Here is an 18,116-nt window from a genome sequence, read left to right as displayed (position 1 = left end):
AGACAGGCAACCCTATGGTTGGATAGAGCGTCCACAATCGGTGAGATCTGGCCAAGCAGTAGGCAAATAGGAGCGTATCAACAATCGTGTTTCCGGTAGCGTTCTGCGCCCTAATATTCATTGAGGGATCTCTATTTGCGAGCTCGCACCGAGCTGCTGCTTACTATTGCGCGGCCCACCCTCGGCTGTACAATCGATTTCAATGATGGGCTATATTTGGCTAATGGATAGTTGGCCTCCAGAGGCCAGCGAAAAGGTCATTTAAATACAACACACGCGCAATCACCGTCCGATGGTGGCGCCTGGGGTCTGGCCGCGTGCTGCCGGGCGTACGGGGCCACCCGCACTCGCGATGATTATGGTCATTCAAACTTAGGTGGGGACCCGATGCCCTGCCCTCTCTAAGTTGATGTGCGACACCACGATGGCACGTCACTTACAAAGATGGCATCAATGGCCGTTGACATACTGCCGAGTGAACGGCTCCGGTGCTCGGTTTCAAGACCTATGTTCATACCAACTTGTGCACCGTGCAGGCCGCCGCGCCATGACAGGGTGCGAGATGACGGCCATAACGGCTGCAACTAATAGCTCAGAGCCGCATTAAAGGTCTCTCGGTCGAGCTCGCCCTCGGACGAGGCAACGATCACGCAGGCCACGCCGTTGCCACAGAGGTTGGTCAACGCGCGGCATTCGCTCATGAACTTGTCTATGCCCAGCACGATGGCCATGCCCGGCACGAGCCGTGGATCTACGACCGCGAGCGTCGCCGCCAGCGTGATGAAGCCTGCACCGGCGATGCCAGAGGCCCCCTTCGAGGTCAGCATCGCCACGAGCAGGATCGTGAGTTGCTGGCTGAACGTCAGATCGTAGCCGAGCGCCTGCGAGATAAAGAGCGTCGCTAGCGTCATGTAGATGTTGGTGCCGTCGAGATTGAACGAATAACCCGTGGGCACCACGAGGCCGACCACCGATTTTGAGCAGCCGAGACGTTCCAGCTTCTCCATCAAGGACGGCAGCGCGCTCTCCGAGGACGAGGTGCCGAGCACGATCAGCAGCTCGTCCTTGATGTAGGCGAGGAACTTGAAGATCGAGAAGCCGGCAAGGCGCGCGATAATGCCGAGCACCAGGAGCACGAATAGGGCCGCAGTGACGTAGAAGGTCGCGATCAGGCCCATCAAATTGAGGATCGCGCCGGTCCCGAACTTGCCGATCGTGTAGGCCATCGCGCCGAAGGCGCCGACCGGCGCCGCGCGCATTACGATCGAGATCACGCCGAACACCGCATGCGCGGCATCATCGATGAAGCTGCGGATCAAATGGCCGCGTTCGCCGAGCCCCAGGATAGCGAAGCCGAACAGGACGGAGAACAGCAGCACTTGCAGGATCTCGCCTTGCGCGAAGGCGCCGACCACGGTGTCGGGAATGATGTGCAGGATGAAGTCGACCGACTTCTGGCCTTCGGCCTGCTTGGCGTAGTTGGCGACCGCCTGCGCGTTGGCCGCCGCACTGCCGAAGCCCGCGCCCGGCCTCACGACATTGCCGATGATGAGGCCGATGATGAGCGCGAAGGTGGAGACGACCTCGAAATAGACCAACGCCTTCACGCCGATGCGTCCGACCTTCTTGGCATCATGGATATGGGCGATGCCGGAGACGACGGTGCAGAAGACGATCGGAGCGATCACCATCTTGATCAACTTGATGAAGCCCTCGCCCAGCGCCTTGATCCAGTCATTAGTGGCCAGGTGCGGCCAGCGCCAGCCGACGATGCCGCCGAGAGCAATTGCCGCCAAAACCTGGACATATAGCATTTTATGTGAGCGGGCTCCGGCACGCGGCTGCTCGGCGCGCCCGACGCCTCCAATGGGTTTGGTCATGTCTCCATCCTTCCTGGCGATCGGCTCCCAGTGTGCAGAACGAGCTTTGGCGTTGGCAGCGCCAGTGAGGCATAGTGGCCGGCATGTTATTGGGGCATGTGGGCGTGCTCAGGAAGGCGGCTTAAGCGGTTTCGCCTCAGGCCGATCCCGAGTTCATTCGAGTATTTTTAGGCTGTCGTGGATCAAACCAAAAAGAGCCAGCGATTGAGCTGTTTTTGCGCAGCCTCGTCGCCACCGGTCAGCGGGCAATAGCTGCCTTACACGCTCCCAGTCTAGGTGATCCAAAATCACGACCTTCATCTCCCAGTCGCAGCGTTCCGCCAAGAGGGTCTGTGGGCGTAAGCGCAGGTACTTCACTATTTCACGTTCCTGCATCCAATGTCTAAGGGCGCCTCGCTAGAGAAGACTGCGTTCTTCTTCGAGATCGATCAGGCTGCGTGGCGCATGATAGTAACGGGATGAGGAATCTGGTTATTCCCGGGCATCTGGATCATGCAGACGAAGTGTGCATGCGGACCTCCCCTATTCTCGTGAGCTTTGCCCTAAAAGAGCAAACTGCGTGCCACGAGTGTTACTGTTCAAGGAGAGCCTTATTATTGCGGAGACCATGGGGTGCGTAAACGCAGCCGATTGATTGCGGGTAGCAAGACGACTAATTGTGCAAGAGCTCTGGTAACGGTGGCCGGGCGGCGATCGTCTCACATCATTCACCATCTGGATGTGTCGCATCAATACAACCGATTGTACCAATCTGGAAAGATGAGCAAAGACGAGGAACGGAACGGCGGAATTGTCGCATTCGTCGCAATGATTACGTCAGTTTCGTCGGAGGGTGCACCAATCGGTCGGGAAGCCTTCGAGCCCGATCGGGTCAGCCCAACTGGCGCTCCGCGGGTCGTAAATCGCATGCCGAGGCATCATGTTTCATTGCTCAGCACAATCAACCGAGTGTAGTTCGCAGGCGCTCAAAGGAGCGCCGCGAGACCTAAGCCTTGATTTTGCTAAAGGCATGCTCATCATCTTGGTGATCATCGGACATTTGATACAATACGTTATTTGTAGAAATAACGAATATTGGCATTCGCCTTACTTCAAGTTCATCTACATGTTTCACATGCCGCTCTTCATGGCGATAAGCGGCTATTTGTCCCACGGAGCGCTAGTTTACAAGTCGCTGTCGCGCAGCGTCGCTGATCGTGTGAAGCAATTGTTGCTGCCGGCGCTATTTTGCGGCACGCTTCTCGAAGCAATCAAGTTGGGGGCGTTCAAGCTAGCTACGGGGTCAGTGCCAACAAGCCTGCGTGATGTACTGTTTGACCTTGCGAAGGAGCTAGTAGGCTCATATTGGTTCATTTGGACCACATTTGCCTCATTCCTCGTCATGAGGAGTCTTTTCGCGTTGTGCGGCCGGGTATCGGCCTGGGTGATTGGCACGTCAGCGATCTTTGTTGCCCTCACTCCGTTGACAGTTTCGATAGTGCCATTGGCGCGATACACTTACCCATTCTTTTGCCTTGGAGTCGTGTTCGCTCATTCGAAGGAATGGCGGACGGCCATAATCTCACGATACAAATCGCTCTTGATGGTCTTGCTTAGTGGAATGGCTTGTGCGTGCTATTTCAACTGGAACAAAACAACCTACGCCTACAACAACCTAGTACTGGTTCACGATACAAAGCAAGTGTTGCTTATGTTTCTTGGCTCTGCATCTGCCTCGGCAATTGCAATGGAAGTGTTGCTGCAGGTCTGGCGCTTTGGCTGTTCTAGTCGCGTGGTTCTCTTCGTTGCGGTAGGTCTTGGGCAGCGTACGCTGGTCCTTTATCTGATCCAGGGCGCCGTGTTCCGCTTGATGGACTTTATTTCGTTTGAAAGACCTTTCGAGCTATCAGTTAGAATCGCAATCGCTGCGGCGCTAGGGGCGGGAATTGTTGTCATCGCCGCAGCGATTCAGTGGATTGTGCGCGGCCTTCGAAGGATCTGGGAGTGTCGCCGGAGCGCTACTCGGATCGCTATTGGCCGTGTGGCCTCCGTTTGGGACAGAAGCGTTTAGCGTCGTGACGCCAGATGTGCCATCTTCGAACGCTTCCTGACCGATGGTCGCATCGAGCTCGACTCCAACATCGTCGAGCGCGCCATCAGGCCACAAACAATTACGAGAAAGAATAGTCTGTTTGCCGGCAGCGACGGCGGCAGACGAACCTGGGCGACCATCGCGACACTGTTGCAGACAGCGAAGAAGAACAACGTCGATCCGCTCGCTGGCTTGCTCTCACGCTTCAGCGTATCGCCAACGGCTGGCTGAGCAGCGAAATCCACGCCCTTATGCCATGGAACCACGCCATCTGACGGCCTCACCCTGCCGCTTACACTTGTGCCGTGGTTGGACACGATCATTCCTGGCTTGTCGCGTCGCTCGACGATCGCCGTCAGTTCGCGGGCGACGCGCCATCCTGAGATCCACTGGAGAACCTGTCTTGCACAAAGTCCAGCGACGGCTCGCGTTGGGCCACGCCTCGACAAGGGTCGTGGCACGGTCCCACGGCTTTGTGGCGAGCCCGCCGCTGGCGGACGGGGGGCCTTTCCCGCGATAAAAGTCACTAGATCCGGTTAGTTGCCGGGGCTCTCCCTCGCTGCCGCGGCTCGGCTAGTGCCGGCTATTCGGCTCGTGGATCGCTCAACCAGCCCCGCAGAGCCGTGCGCATGGTGACAGGAGCTAGCGCGATCATCCACTCTTACCCGACCTATCTGAAACCCACTTGGTAGCCGCACACACCTGGTGGATTAAATCGAAAACCGTACGCGAGCTCCAGGGGATATCAGAAAGATAAGAGAGACGAATTCGCGGCTGAGCAAGTTAAATAGCGTCCCATTTGCAGGAGATGCTCGCGCCTGATCGCTGTAAGGTAGACACACATGAATGGATCACCGCACCACGATAAGCTCGTGAGAGCCGAGCGATGCAGCGCACTAATCCAGACTCAACTCGTCAAAACGCGATGTCGTGACGGCAGGCGCAGAGCTCGTGTGGTCCGCGGGGCACCATGCTTTGAGAGTTGCATAATGTGACGCTTGTGATTGGGCAAGCCAGACGAGATACAGACATCAAATGCGATCGCGAAACCGCCAAATCGGGTTAGGGGGGCTCAAGCTCTATTTGCGCCCTTCCCTTCAAGGGTGAACGAGATGCAGCATCCTGCCCGGGGGGCGACGAATTTACCGAGATGTTGTGGAATACGGGAACGACCCCGCACGTTCCAATCCACATGGAACACGAGAGAATTGCACTGGCCCGATAGCGAAGGTTTGTCGTTGCCCACGACTGCTGCTTCGGGCGCAGGCCCCCTGAAGGGCGGATCACTAGCTAATGCCATCATCAATGGCGTGGTTACGAGAGGGATAATAATAGAGAGCCATCGAGTTAGGACCCTGATTAGCGCCGGTGACCGAGAGGCAAGCCAAGTTTTCGCGCCTTCTGACGCAGCGACCCAACGGTACGCTTTGTAAGCTTTGCAATTTGAATGACCGGTGTTTTGGCCCTTGAATGGGCGCGGAGTTCCTTCACGTCCGCTCTACTGTACTCGCGTCGCGCAATCTTCTTTTTTACCTGTTTTGCCATACTTGCTCCGGTGTCCTATTTACGCGAACAATATCAGGAAGGCACCGGTCTTGCCAAGGCTTACAAGCACTTCTGGGATGCATTCGCTAGTCGGCGGCCGTGCCAGCCTCATTCGTGAAGAGCGGCATGTCTTCGGCGGCATCTTTTATCGCCACCCCGGGGGAAGCGCCTGAATGTGCCAGCGTCGCATTTGCATCATCAGCAAGGATTGATCCGCGAACAGTCGGGACTTGCGAGCGCATGATGGATCGGGAGTATCTGTTCGCAGTCGCATCAACCGTTCCTCTCGCTTGAAAGCAAGTGAGCCTGTATAGCGCGACAATCTGGGTGGGGAGCTTCCACCCTAATTGCCGCGCGGCATGAGCCTGAGAAATCGGGGCGCAGCGAACGTGTTGATCTCCCACGCAAGTTAGGCGGCGCAGTGTCGAGCATTGTAAGCGAACTATCCATCACTTCGGGTGCAAGCTATGGTTGTTCTCACTTAGCCGGACGTGACCAAGCGCAGCGTTGGATCGGTAGCACCGGAATTATTCTCTGAGCAGTTCGCGCGCCGGGCATCCGTCGGATCAGGACCAGAAAAGCTCAGGGGATCGTCTGAACTTGTGGGCACCCGGCAGCGGCCATGCTTCATTGCCTTGCCAAAGTACGGTTCTTCGATTTCACTGTATGTCCCTTTGAGAAGCGGCACTCCTCGTTCGTTGGGGAAGCGTAGTGAATAAGGCCGGCGCGGTAGGCTTCTCTGATTGCCACAGTGCGCGTACTTGTACCCATCTTTCGCATAATGTTCTTCATGTGGAAGTCGACTGAATTCCCGCTGATGTGGAGGAGCCGGCCGATATGCCAGGAAGACCTGCCTTCCGCCGCGTGCAAGAGGATCTCTTTTTCACGTGGAGTGAAAGTAACATTCAGATATCGGTTCTCATCTGGTAGGGGCGCGATAAGGCCATAACCGATGTGGAATTGAGAGGCCAGTGCGGCGAGGTGAAGTAAGGAGCCTTTCGGATCAGCCCGATCGCTTTCGGAGGCAAACAGCGCCACGGATACATGGCCCTGCGCTGCGAAAAGGGGAACGCTTATGCCGCGCTTAAAGCCCGCTATTTTGTAGAAATCCAGTGCGCGTTGCTCTTCTGGCAGCAATCGACATCGTGCAGACAGCTCCTCCCAGCATATTGGGCGTGAAAAACGCCGTGATCGATGAATTGCGGGGTCTATATTGCCGTATTCGTGTTCTGCGTAGGGCTTACTCCAGTGGGATGGAAAGTTCGAGGCGATCATGGGGGCAGGACTTTCACGAAGGCGTTTGGGCGGGGCGTATGTTACTGCCGCATATGCTACTGAACCGAAGCCCAGCTTTCCTGCTTTGCTTACCAGCATTTGGAACAGAGGTGAAAGCGACTGCGTGTTGGCTGCGCAATTGATCAAGTCGTAGTTCATAGCTGCCACGCGATGGGTTCATGCTTGGGGAGTTGATTGCGGGGTAGACGAGCGGTCCGACTGATATCGACTGTCATCCGTCTCCCGGTGGCCGCCGAGATGAGGACCAGCGGGCTTGGTTGTAGGTCCTCACTCCGAGACGGTAGTAGCGACTGCCTTTCTTGGCGCTTTGGCATAAGACTGGGTGCGGGCGGTGGCGTCGCTCCTACGGTGTGATGCGCCGCTTGTTCCGACTCGTGCAGGACGAGCGGGATGTATCCGGCGGACCGGCGCTGCGGAAGCCGGCGAGCAAAACTAACGACGTGCTGCCTAAAGGCCCTGCTTTGTTTAAGGCGCGTGCGGCGTCCACATAGGCTCGGATGAACGCAAAGACGTAACTTTTTAGGTAATCGCGAGGTCAGCGTCGCGCGGTTGTCGTGAGCATTCACAACTCTATGACCGGGTTTGACGCGCTTTCTTGCGGTGTTCCTATTGCGTATGCGCCGCTGTTCGGTGTCTGAGTGGGGACAAGCTACGAAGCCATTGCTCATGTGGATCTCCAACGCTTTTATGCTCGGTGAGCAAGTTGCGTGCCGCTGGGTCGACCAGCTGCATGCAGGCGCCATGTTACGATTGTTGTTAAGAATGCCGTGGTGATGCGCGTGCTTAGGAGCACAATAGAACTAGCGGGTAATGCACAGCTGATGGGCGAGAGCGGTGACTTCTGTTCTTGAAGATGGAAGTCTTCGCTTGTGATCGCGAGCAGGCGATCACAATGAAACAGGGACTATGGGTCAGCCGAAATGGCCCAAGGGGTATCGATCGGATGCCACGCGAGCGCAGTTGCCCAGAGCTCGCTAACTTCCTGAGGAAATCCGTTATCGCTTAGGAGCGGCTCTGGCCGAGAGACCCTGACCTAAGCGGCACGTTTGAATCAGGTGTGTTGATTTGGGTTCCGTTCTCAAAAGACGATCGCCGATCTTCGGGCATGACAGTCGGGCGCGCTGCAATGTTCTATCGTGAGATCTCTTGGCCGCCGCATGCCCGGGCTAAGCGTGGTGCCCGCTCTCAGCGGTATCGAAGGCACCGTCAAGCGGCTAATAACACCAGCGTATACGGTGCTCAGATGCGGCGATTTACGCCGTCTAGCGAGGCCTTGCTTTAGCGGAATATTGGGAGGTAAGCGTCTTGTCAGTCACTCTGCTGAGCCAAGACAAATTGTGAGAGATCAACGCTAGTTATGGAGCGATCTAAAACAAACAGTTGTTGGGACCCAAGGGGCTCTCGCTTTAGCTCATTCAAGTCAGCCGAGCACGGCTGGCGCGGTGAGGTGTTTCGTTTCAGACGAGGAGCACAGAGGTGTGCCCCCAAAAAAACGTCGCATGCGCGCTATCCAACGCCTCTGTACGAAAAGGGACCCGGCTCGGCCGGCCCACCGTCCTCGGCCGCTCGTTTCGCTCCTGATCTCAGCGGTGACTACCGCTTGCGCGAATGCCATCGCAACCGTACCTCGGCTGGCCTCGCTCCCCGGGAAATACAAGGATGGTTGCGGAACGGTGGTCATGGCCGGTGGGCTCGCTTCGAAGGAAATGCCAGAAGAGCGTTCCGTGGTCGGGCTGCCTGTCCATCGCATGGAATTTATCTAGTCTTGGCCAGAACTCGACGCTCATTTGGCAACTTACTTCTATGCGACGGCATGCAGGGCAGTGAGTTCATCTTGTCGCCTCTCAGCGTGTCCCCCTCTTCTCTCTTGGTTAGTCGAGGCACGGCTCTTGCTGCCTACAAAGAAGCATCACCATCCCGCCTCCCTTGTGGTGATGTTAGGGGCGGGTTCGGCACGACCAGCTGCTGCCGGACCGCCCCGACGATCGTAGACGATAACAGATGAGAGTGGGCCTTAGGCCAACCTATTTGTGATTCGCGGCACGTGCCGTGCAAAGCGCTGTGTCCTTGCTGCATGGTCGCAGTTCGCTCCATGCTCCGTGACGCCGAACGTCTTGTGATCTGCGAGAAGATGGCGCGTTTAGCGGTGGATGATCGAGCCGTTAATCCGCGCGCAAGGGGCTGGTTCGCGAGCTCGCTTTGCAGGGGTGCCAAAGGACCGCTTGTCGGGTCTCAAACGAGGGCTCGTTGATGGAGCCGAATCGACTTGTTCTCTCGGCGATCTCGAAGCGCTGTCTGCCGTTGTGTTAGGTAGGAGCATGGGTATTGTGGCATGCCGTCGCTCATCCTCGCGGCTGCCTTTGATTGCCTCGATCAGAAGCGAAGTGTCCGCTGGTTCGCTTCAACAGAGTAGAAGCTTGTAGTGCAACGAGTAGCTGTTACGTTCTGTTACTCGAAGAACTGTGCTGCTTCGAGGACCTCGCAGCAAGTTCCTGATGGACCGTACTCGTTCGTGCGGCCCAATCAGTGGGACGTGGAGTTACGGTCTCGATTGGGCGCGTGATGATGTAAGAGCCCAGAGCCGCGCGACGATGCGTGGGGCAAAATTGATGCTCTCCCTTGCGCCTCAACCCAAAAGCGCTGACACTCAGCCTGGCTCGAGTCTAATTGGGGCCGGCCTTGGAGTTCTGCAGCTACGAGATCAGCGACAAACTCTTATGATTTGCGACCAATTCGAGATCGTGTTCCGTGGCGTGGTGTAGCTGAGTGCGGGTCACCGCGTTCGCCGGCATGGGCCGGATCGGTCGCTGGCGATTGCCGGGAAGCTGACGGCGGGATCATCGCCCAACGGGGCGATGGTTTCCAGTGTCATGTAGCGGCCGCGCTGGACCGCCCACTCGTCGTTCTGGTCGAGCAGGATCGCACCGACGAGGCGTCGATGGCGTCTTCATTGGGGAAGATGCCGACCACTTCGGTGCGGCGCTTGATCTCGCCATTGACCCGTTCGAGCGGATTGGTAACCGGTATGAGAGTTCTCGGTGCCAACGTTCCGCTGCGGTGTTCGACATCGTGGCGTATGGTGCGACCATCGGGACAGAGGCACCGGGAGCACGAAGGTGCGGGCAGGCCGATACACACGATGAGCCGAGAGCTCGTGTTAGTAGCTGGCCGCCTCTGCGACTTGCCCGGTTGCGCCGTGAGCGCGAGTCCGTAGTTGTCGTGTCGCCCGCCGCTCCCGCAATAATCAACGGAAGGGAGGACGCGCAGATGCGACGCGTGATTGGTATCGATGTTCACCGAACCTTCGGCGAGGTGGTAATCTGGAAAGACGGCATCCTTCGACATGCGGGCCGGGTCGACATGACCCGGGCCGCCCTTGAAGGATGGGCAAGAGTCTGCGGTCGACCGACGAAGTGGTGATCGAGGCGACTGGAAATAGCATGGCGGTGTCGCGGGTGCTGACGCCATTCGTGGCGCGGGTGACTATCGCCAATCCGTTGCAGGTGAAGGCGATCGCTCAGGCGCACGTCAAGACTGACAAGATCGACGCCGGTACACTCGCCAGCCTGCAGGCGGCGGGCTCCCTGCCGCAGATCTGGACGCCTGATGCGGAGACCGAACGCAAGCGCAGGCTGGTGGCGCGGCGCTACCAGGTCGTGCGGCATCGCACGCGGCTCAAGAACGAAGTGCATTCGATCCTGAATGCGCACCTGATCCCAAAGTGCTCGCATGCCGATCTTTTCAATGCCCGCGGCCGGGCGTGGCTGGCCGCTCAACAGTTTCCGGACGATGAGCGCGCGGCGATCGATCGGCACGTTCGTGAGCTCGACCGGCTGGCGGAGGACTTGGCCCTGCTCGACCGCGAGATCGCGCAGGACGCCATCGACGATTCCGCGGTCAACAGAGTGATGACGATCACCAGCGTGAATGTGACAGTCGCTACCGGGATCGTGGCGGCGATCGGCGACATCAGCCGGTTCAGCAGCCCGCAGAAGCTGGTGAGCTATTTCGGGCTGAACCCGAGGGTGCGGCAGTCGGGACTGGGAGCCGCCCATCACGGTCGAATCAGCAAGATCGGCCGCAGTCACGCATGCGCCATACTGGTTGAGGCGGCCTGGGCAGCGGCCAAGGCGCCCGGTCCACTGCATGCGTTTTTCGTGCGCATCCGTGCGCGGCGTGGCCACCAGATCGCCGCGGTCGCCGTGGCTCGGAAGCTCACTGTGCTCTGCTGGCATTTGTTGACAAGGGGCGAAGATTACCTGTGGGCCCGCCCAGCGATGGTCGCCAATAAGACCCGCGCGATGCAACTTCAAGCCGGACATCCGCAACAGAAAGGCAACCGGCGTGGACCAGCCTATACCTGCAACATCAAGGCGCTGCGCGATGGCGAGATGTCGATTGCCGCCCAGGCGGAGCGAAGCTACGAACGGTTCATGTCGCAATGGAAAGCGCGGCGGCCAAAAACCGGCGCGCGGGCGCCTCAGTTCGGCAAGACAAAATAGGGCAGTCCGGTGACGCTTGCAGCCGACGCGTCACGCTTCGCCACGAGGTCGCCCGCGCCCAACAATCATAATCGCAGCTGACGGCAACTTCCAGCCGGGCCAGTCCCGTTCCACGCAGCCGCCGTGCTCGGGCGGATCATGGCCAAGCCTTGCGGTAGCCGCAAATGCGGCCAGCCTTGACCGCCCCTGCGCGCGGCGGCTGCGTGATCGGTGGCCGGGACGGAAGAATGACCCGCGCGACCGAACAAAAGAATGGACTTACAGCGATTTTCGCAGTCGTCGTCTCGGTCTGAAGAAATCGCTTGTCCATCTCATCCGTCGAGTGCAGCTTGGCGCGATGCGCGGCTGGGAAGCTCATGTAGGCGAGCACGTCGGTTTCGGCCTCGTCGAGGAAGGCGGCGAGCTTCGGGAGCTTGGGGCGGAGCTGGTCGGTGATGCGCCGCCATTGCGCCCGCGCCTCCTCGGCATGGTCCTGGGCAAAGGCGGTGGCGATGAAGGAGGAGACGACGCGCCGGCCGCTCTTGCCGGCATGCGCCAGCGCGTTGCGCATGAAGTGCACGCGGGGGTCGTTGAAAAAGCTGCAATTGGCTGATTCCGTTCTCGTCGGCGATTCGCGATTGGCGGAGCAAACGAGATGCTGGGGCGCAAGGAGCGGGATCAGTTGGAGCTCTTCATCACTGGCTCGCTCAGACAGCTCGTCCCAGATGAGCACGTGCTGGCACGGGTCGATCGTGTGCTCGACCTATCTTGGCTAAGGGAAGAGGTCTCCGACCGCTATAGCGCGAACGACGGTCGGCCGGGCGTCGATCCGGAGGCCGCGGTCCGCCTGATGCTCGCGGGTCTGCTCACCGGCATCGTACACGATCGCAAGCTGATCCGAGAGGCTCAGGTTAACATCGCCATTCGCTGGTTTGCTGGTTATGGCCTGCATGAGCGGCTACCGCACCATTCCAGCCTGACGCGCATCCGCCAGCGCTGGGGCGAAGAGCGATTCCGTAGGATCTTTAAACGCACGGTCCAGGCCTGTCTGAAGGCCAAGATCGCAACAGCCGAAGTGGTTCACATCGATGCGTCGCTAATCCGCGCCAACGTGAGTTGGGATAGCCTCACCGAGCAGCATGCGGTGGATGTGCTGAGCGAAAATCAAAGCGAAGATGAAAGCGAGGATGAGAGAAAGGGCCGGCAAAGCGGGAAGTACAAAAAGGTCTGCACGACTGATCCCGATGCGACAATGGCTACGAATGCCCGAAACCGGCGGCTGGAACCCGCTTACAAGCAGCACACTGCCGTCGATGACAAGGTCGGTGTCATTCTGGATGTCGCGGTCACGACTGAACAAACGAACGAAGGAGAGATGATCGAGCCGCAAGTCGATGAGATCGAAGCGATTACGGGCATCGACATCAAGGTCGTCACCGCCGATGCGGGCTATGCCTACGCTAAAGTCTACGGCGCGCTCGAGCGGCGCGGCATTGATGCCCTCATCCCAGCTAAAGCCGAACCAATCAAGAGTCGCGTACCGCTCAGACGCTTCCGGTACGATGCCAAGAACGACATCTTGAAGTGCCCGCGAGGACGTATCTTGCGCCCCGCGCGGCCCATCAAGCACGGCCGTTTCTTTTACGCGAAGGCGAAGGATTGCACCCGGTGTCCGCTCAAGCGGGATTGCCTATCCAAAGGGCGGGTTAACAAAGCGGTCGTTGTCGGTGACCATTATCCGGCACTGCTGCGCGCCCGCCGCCGTCGCGAGCGATGGAGTAAGCAGGATCGACATCTCTATCAACGCCATCGCTGGCGCTCAGAGGGATTCCACGGCGAAGCCAAAACTTGGCATGGGCTGGCGCGCGCCGTACGGCGCGGTCTACCGAATATGAAGATCCAGGCCTACCTGACGGCCGCCGCCATCAACCTCAAGCGGCTGGCAACCGCTCTCCTTGCGCTTATTCTGTCTTGGATTGTCCCTCAAAATGCGTTTGCGGCTTCAGATCGCGCCGTAGCGCGGGCTTTGACGCGAGGGCCATGATAGGCCGGTCGCTGCATCGCGCGAATCTATGGGCCACTTCTTCAACGACCCCACGCGGCAGCGCTGCCAGGAGGCGTTGAGCACCTTGGCCACGGTCGCCTTGATCCCCTCGTGGGCGTCGGAGACCACCAGCTTGACGCCGCGCAATCCCCGCCGCGCCAGCTTGTGCAGGAACGCGGTCCAGAACGTCTCGGCCTCGGACGGGCCGATGTCCATGCCGAGCACCTCGCGCCTTCCGTCGCTGTTGACGCCGACCGCGATGATCACCGCGACCGAGATGATGCGCCCGTTCTGGCGCACCTTCACATAGGTGGCGTCGATCCACAGATAGGGCCAATTGCCCTCGATCGGGCGGTTGAGGAAGGCCTTCACCTTGTCGTCGATCTCACCGCACAGCCGCGACACCTGGCTCTTGGAGATGCCGCTCATGCCCTTCGCCTGCATCTGGTCGTCGACCGAGCGAGTCGAGACGCCGTGGACATAGGCCTCCTGCACCACCGCGGTGAGCGCCTTCTCGGCCATCCGCCGCGGCTCCAGGAAGCCGGGGAAGTAGGAGCCTTTGCGCAGCTTGGGAATGCGCAGCTCGACGGTGCCGGCGCGGGTCTCCCAGCTCCGATCGCGGTAGCCGTTACGCTGGACCTGCCGCTCTTGGCTCTTCTCGCCGTACGCGGCTCCGGTCAGGCCCTCGACCTCCAGCTCCATCAGCCGGTGGGCAGCAAAGCCGATCATCTCGCGCAACAGATCAGCATCGGGGATCTTCTCTACGAGCGTGCGCAGGTTCATCATGTCGTCGGTCATCGGTGGTTCCTCGAGTCAGGTTGGCTGTCGCAATCCAAACCTTACCGACGAATCATCGGTGACCACTCGCAAAGCCGCTCGCTCGCTACAGCGCTATGGGGGAGCGCGCGTCGCGAGCGGCTTTGCTAATGAGCTACACCACTCCCTGGGACACGACCCCACTCTCGTCACTCCGAGATTAAGGAGGTAAGCCAGTTGCGAGTACCGCGTCGGAATCCAACGCCAAAAGGTGTGACGTATGCGCAATGCAAGCAAAGATGGTGTAAATGCTCGCCTCTCAGCGGGTAGTCGCAGGAGCGCCGGCTTGCCCTATCTGCCTCAATCAGGCCGTTTCAGCTGAAACAAGTTGCCTCGACCTGTACAACCCAAGTGGCGGCTGCAAGGTACCTTGCCACCTCATGCGGCAAGGATTCAGGTTGTTGATTTTGCTGGTATGTTGGAACGTGGTACTGTCGATCGAGGTGTGCCAGGAATATCGGAGCACGGTGATCTTCGGGCAGGCGAAGTCCTGAGCGGGAAGTCTGGGCTGGTCGCGCTCGTTTGCGGCTTTGTTCTCTACGTCAGGTTGAATTGCCGAATTCGGAGGGGTAGCTCGAGAAGAAAGCAGTGAGGGCCCGGGTCATACTTGTGTATACCGGAGCGGGCCTATAATCGGAAGTCCGTAGGTTTTGGGCGAGAGCAGTAATCGGCCCTCATCCCGGACCAAGCAGAGCCGTTATAAGGCCGAGAATCTAGGTTTTTTGGATTTGCCATGGTTCTGTTTGAAAGGATGGCACGTGAACGAGCGCTTGCAAGCATCGCAATTGGTGCCGGATCACAACGAAGCAGTGGTGCTGATTGTCGACGACGATGCCTCGATACGGAAGGCTCTTACGAACCTTTTCCAATCGGCGGGTTTGAAAGTGAAGGACTTTGCCTCCGCCGCGGAGATATTAAAAGCGGACCGCCCCGAGGGGCCGAGCTGCCTTGTGCTCGATGTTCGGTTGCCTGGATTGAGCGGTCTCGAGCTGCAATCCGGTCTCGCTAGCGCGAATATGCATACGCCAATTGTTTTCATAACGGGTCATGCGGATGTTCCAATGACGGTACAGGCAATGAAAGGGGGGGCGGTTGATTTCCTGACAAAGCCTTTCCGCGATCGGGATTTGCTTCGCGCAGTCCAGATTGCAATCGAAAGAGATCGACAAAGGCGAGAGCTTGAGAAGATGCGAGCCGGCGTGCGCTCACGCTTTGAAGGTCTGACGCAGCGAGAGCGTGATATTCTGACGCTGGTTGCGTCAGGGCTCTTGAACAAGCAAGTAGCGGGTGAGCTCGGCCTCGCCGAGATCACCGTCAAAGTCCACCGTGGCCAAGCCATGCGCAAAGTCGGCGCTAAGTCGCTCGCCGATCTCATAAGAATGATTGAGTTGCTGGGCCTGTCCCGCTCAAATGGAAACGTGCAAACCTGAGTACGAGCGGCGGCTCTCGGTTGGATAGCGCTGCAGCTAAAGGCTTTCCGCTTATAATGCCTCATCTCATCTCGATCATTGACGATGATCCGTCCGTTCGTGCCGCCACGAACAACCTTCTGTCCTCTCGCGGCTACGACGTTCAAGTGTTTGCATCCGCCCCAGAGTTTCTACGCTCGGAGGTGCTGGCTGCCACGTCGTGTGTAATCGCCGACATCCAGATGCCTTTCATGAACGGGCTTGAGCTGCTACGGCAAATGCGAAACGACGGTCGTCAAACGCCGTTTATCTTCATTACGGCCAATGCAGAGAGATCAGTTCGCGCCCGCGCAATCGAAGCTGGCGGTATTTGCCTTCTCGCTAAACCATTTACCACAATGACATTGATCAACTGCCTCATTGCAGCGCTCGAAGGACTTGACGACACAAGGAAATGAAAGCGACCACTCTTTGCGGAAAGCACCTCAACGGAATTGGTGAGTCTGAGATAATCGCCTGCACTCGCGGTACACGTTACGTCCTAATCGGAACTCTTGCAATTGCGATGCACGCGTGCGTTGACGGAGGCTCCTTGATGTTCAGTGCAGTTAATCTTGGCGGCCAAATCCTGCCGACGCGCTCATCTTACTGCGCAGTTTCAAGTGAAAGCTGTTTCCAGTTGAGGCGCTCGGGCGAAGTCGCACATCGTTGATCATGAAGCGGTCGCCGAACATCTTCGGCGGGTTTAACTCTCGGCCCTGGTCCCTAAAGGCTGAGCGTGGGCGAGTCGTACGCTTCCGGCGTCCGCTTCCTGACTATTGCCGAATAAGGGAGATTCGGTGGGCGGTGCGTCTTGAACGCGAATGCGATGGTTTTCCCCCTAAGGCGAGAAGTGGCCGTCAAGTTCGGAATGTCGGAATGTCGATTAACGTTCACAATTTCGGGGTTGCGGAGACGCGGGGAGCGCGCGTTCGGGCGTGATCTTCTTCCCGACTGTTGAAGCGCCAACTGTCGATTCCGCTTTCGATAATATCCTAATGAAGGTTCAGGTGGTCGAGCGGCGCGGTGGTCATCTTGGTGTGTCCGCAAGGACGCTCGGCCATTCCCGACTACCAGATTGGTGGTCACCAGCACGAGTGCGCTCGTAGGCGACCGATGAGGTGGAACAGGGAGCTGATTACCGGATTGGGCGAATGGCAGATTGCCGAGCTCGTCGAGAACAACGAAGTCCAACCGGGTCAGGTGATCGGCGAGCCGTCTTTGGCGGCCATCGCGGACCTCGGCTCCTAGCCTGTTGAGGAGGTGGACGTCCTTGTAGAAGCGGCCACGGGCGCCAGCGCGGACACAGCTGCGGGCAATTGCGATCGCGAGGTTAGTCTTGCCAGTCCCCGGGGCAACCAGCGTTGGCCGATGTCTAGGAGCCCGATTGAGATCCTCCCCGTTCCATCCGCAATGCGCAGCGTTAGTCGTCGTTGTCACCTTGCAAGCGGCTTGAGGGTGAGACCGATTTAGTTATCAGGCAACCTGATGGGATGTTAACGCTCCTGCCGGCATGGACGGTGCACCACCGCGTCCTTCCGATTGATCCCTGCTCCGCGGCTTGCGGTGGACGGTCGCTGGAGGTGCGCGCTCTTGTCGACGCGGTTTTATCCTCCTCTTAGGGTTATTCGTCCCATTTGTGGGGACGTCGTCGTGGCGAGCGCGTCACCTCACAGGGAGATCGGTTCGAGAGCCCTCCAAGATGCAGCAGCATTCCGATTGAAACTTGCCAGCAACGCTGGAGCTGTTGAAGGAGCTTCCTACCGAATCGCTCACCGACGGGGTGACCGACGCAAACGACATGAGGAGGACAGCGGTGAGCAAGAACACGCCTGAGCACGCTCCTCGCCGGGCCATCGTGCACGTTCGTCAGTCGGCGGACGACCAGGTTATCAACAACCGAGTGGACCGCGCCGGCAGTAAGGCTTAGGTGACGGTGCGCGGCAGCTTGGCTGGAGCGAGGTGAGCGTGATCGACCATGATCTCGGTCGCTTTGGTGGTGGCACCGCGCGTCGCGGGTTCGAGAAGCTGCTCGCCGCATTTGCGAAGGGCGAGTTGGCGCCGTGGTTTTGATTGAGGCCTCTCGGCTGGCCCGCAGGGCAGGCATCGTTATACACTCCTGGATTGAGACCACGAAGCAAAAGGCGCGCAGGAGTGAACTCTTCCATACGATATCTCACGGTCTCTCATGATCGGATCGAGAACGACCTAGCGCGACGGTCAGGGTGAGAGCGTATGTGGAGGCTCCCGAACGTGCGGTGGTTGCCCCGTGCAAATTCGCCCCCGGGGGGAACGGAGGAGAAGGCCGGCCGTGGAGCTGGCCGGGGTTGCGCAATGACCGGCTCCTTTCGTTACTAGGCATTTGCGACGTCGTCAGTTCGTGCTGTGCTGACGGCCGATGCAAGCAGCAGCGCGTTCGCCTGCTCGTTTCGCGAAGAGTTAAGGCGACGCTGAAGGGTTAGTAGGACCTTGTAAAATAGAGTATCCTGCGTGCAGTTTGGACAGAAGCTCGCTGCTCATCCGCCATGGTTCGGC

General features: G+C 58.6%; 7 protein-coding genes and 6 pseudogenes. 6 read left to right on the top strand and 7 right to left on the bottom strand.

Going from position 1 to position 18,116, the window contains the following annotated elements; translation table 11 throughout:
- Positions 1-584: 584 nt before the first annotated feature.
- Positions 585-1,814 (bottom strand): C4-dicarboxylate transporter DctA, encoded by a 1,230-nt coding sequence (gene dctA, locus X265_RS36950; protein WP_206733223.1) that lies wholly within the window; start codon positions 1,812-1,814, stop codon positions 585-587.
- Between the two features lie 985 nt (positions 1,815-2,799).
- On the opposite strand from dctA, the gene nolL reads away from it, so the two are divergent.
- Together nolL and X265_RS36940 are read left to right on the top strand one after the other, a co-directional pair.
- Entirely contained in the window at positions 2,800-3,930 is a 1,131-nt protein-coding gene (nolL, locus tag X265_RS36945; protein WP_128929892.1) for a nodulation factor fucose acetyltransferase NolL, read from the top strand.
- Between the two features lie 9 nt (positions 3,931-3,939).
- Positions 3,940-4,226 (top strand): annotated as a pseudogene (locus X265_RS36940) (transposase domain-containing protein); the annotation flags it as partial.
- Here the strand turns inward: X265_RS36940 and X265_RS42430 are convergent.
- The 3 genes and pseudogenes from X265_RS42430 to X265_RS36925 all read right to left on the bottom strand — a co-directional run.
- A pseudogene (locus tag X265_RS42430) lies at positions 4,206-4,509 on the bottom strand (IS3 family transposase); the annotation flags it as partial. The pseudogenes X265_RS36940 and X265_RS42430 overlap by 21 nt on opposite strands.
- Before the next feature lie 1,614 nt (positions 4,510-6,123).
- Positions 6,124-6,930 carry a helix-turn-helix transcriptional regulator gene (locus X265_RS36930; RefSeq protein WP_128929890.1) on the bottom strand — a complete coding sequence of 269 codons (807 nt, stop codon included), beginning with the start codon at positions 6,928-6,930 and terminating at the stop codon, positions 6,124-6,126.
- Positions 6,931-9,565: 2,635 nt separating this feature from the next.
- Positions 9,566-9,825 (bottom strand): annotated as a pseudogene (locus X265_RS36925) (transposase); the annotation flags it as partial.
- Positions 9,826-10,077: 252 nt separating this feature from the next.
- Here X265_RS36925 and X265_RS36920 point away from each other — a divergent pair.
- Positions 10,078-11,294, top strand: a pseudogene (locus X265_RS36920) (IS110 family RNA-guided transposase).
- 312 nt (positions 11,295-11,606) lie between these two features.
- Here the strand turns inward: X265_RS36920 and X265_RS36915 are convergent.
- Positions 11,607-11,856 (bottom strand): annotated as a pseudogene (locus X265_RS36915) (transposase); the annotation flags it as partial.
- 72 nt (positions 11,857-11,928) lie between these two features.
- On the opposite strand from X265_RS36915, the gene X265_RS36910 reads away from it, so the two are divergent.
- Positions 11,929-13,317: a transposase gene (locus X265_RS36910; protein ID WP_128929889.1), complete on the top strand. Its 1,389-nt coding sequence runs from the start codon at positions 11,929-11,931 to the stop codon at positions 13,315-13,317.
- A gap of 51 nt (positions 13,318-13,368) precedes the next feature.
- On the opposite strand, the pseudogene X265_RS36905 reads toward X265_RS36910, so the two are convergent.
- Positions 13,369-14,115: pseudogene (locus tag X265_RS36905) on the bottom strand (IS256 family transposase); the annotation flags it as partial.
- Between the two features lie 776 nt (positions 14,116-14,891).
- Here X265_RS36905 and X265_RS36900 point away from each other — a divergent pair.
- Together X265_RS36900 and X265_RS36895 are read left to right on the top strand one after the other, a co-directional pair.
- The gene (locus X265_RS36900) at positions 14,892-15,563 is read left to right on the top strand and encodes a response regulator transcription factor (protein WP_164934295.1); all 672 of its coding nucleotides are present in this window, start codon (positions 14,892-14,894) and stop codon (positions 15,561-15,563) included.
- A 56-nt stretch (positions 15,564-15,619) separates the two neighbouring features.
- A complete protein-coding gene (locus X265_RS36895; protein ID WP_128929888.1) occupies positions 15,620-16,000 on the top strand; it encodes a response regulator transcription factor in 381 nt (126 codons plus the stop codon).
- 307 nt (positions 16,001-16,307) lie between these two features.
- Here the strand turns inward: X265_RS36895 and X265_RS42425 are convergent, their stop codons facing one another.
- The gene (locus X265_RS42425; RefSeq protein WP_128929887.1) at positions 16,308-17,021 is read right to left on the bottom strand and encodes an ATP-binding protein; all 714 of its coding nucleotides are present in this window, start codon (positions 17,019-17,021) and stop codon (positions 16,308-16,310) included.
- Positions 17,022-18,116: the final 1,095 nt, after the last annotated feature.

This window comes from Bradyrhizobium guangdongense, assembly GCF_004114975.1.
GTDB classification, from domain to species: Bacteria; Pseudomonadota; Alphaproteobacteria; order Rhizobiales; family Xanthobacteraceae; genus Bradyrhizobium; species Bradyrhizobium guangdongense.
The sequence above is the reverse complement of the archived record's forward strand: the minus strand, read 5'-3'. Positions and strand labels throughout refer to the sequence as shown.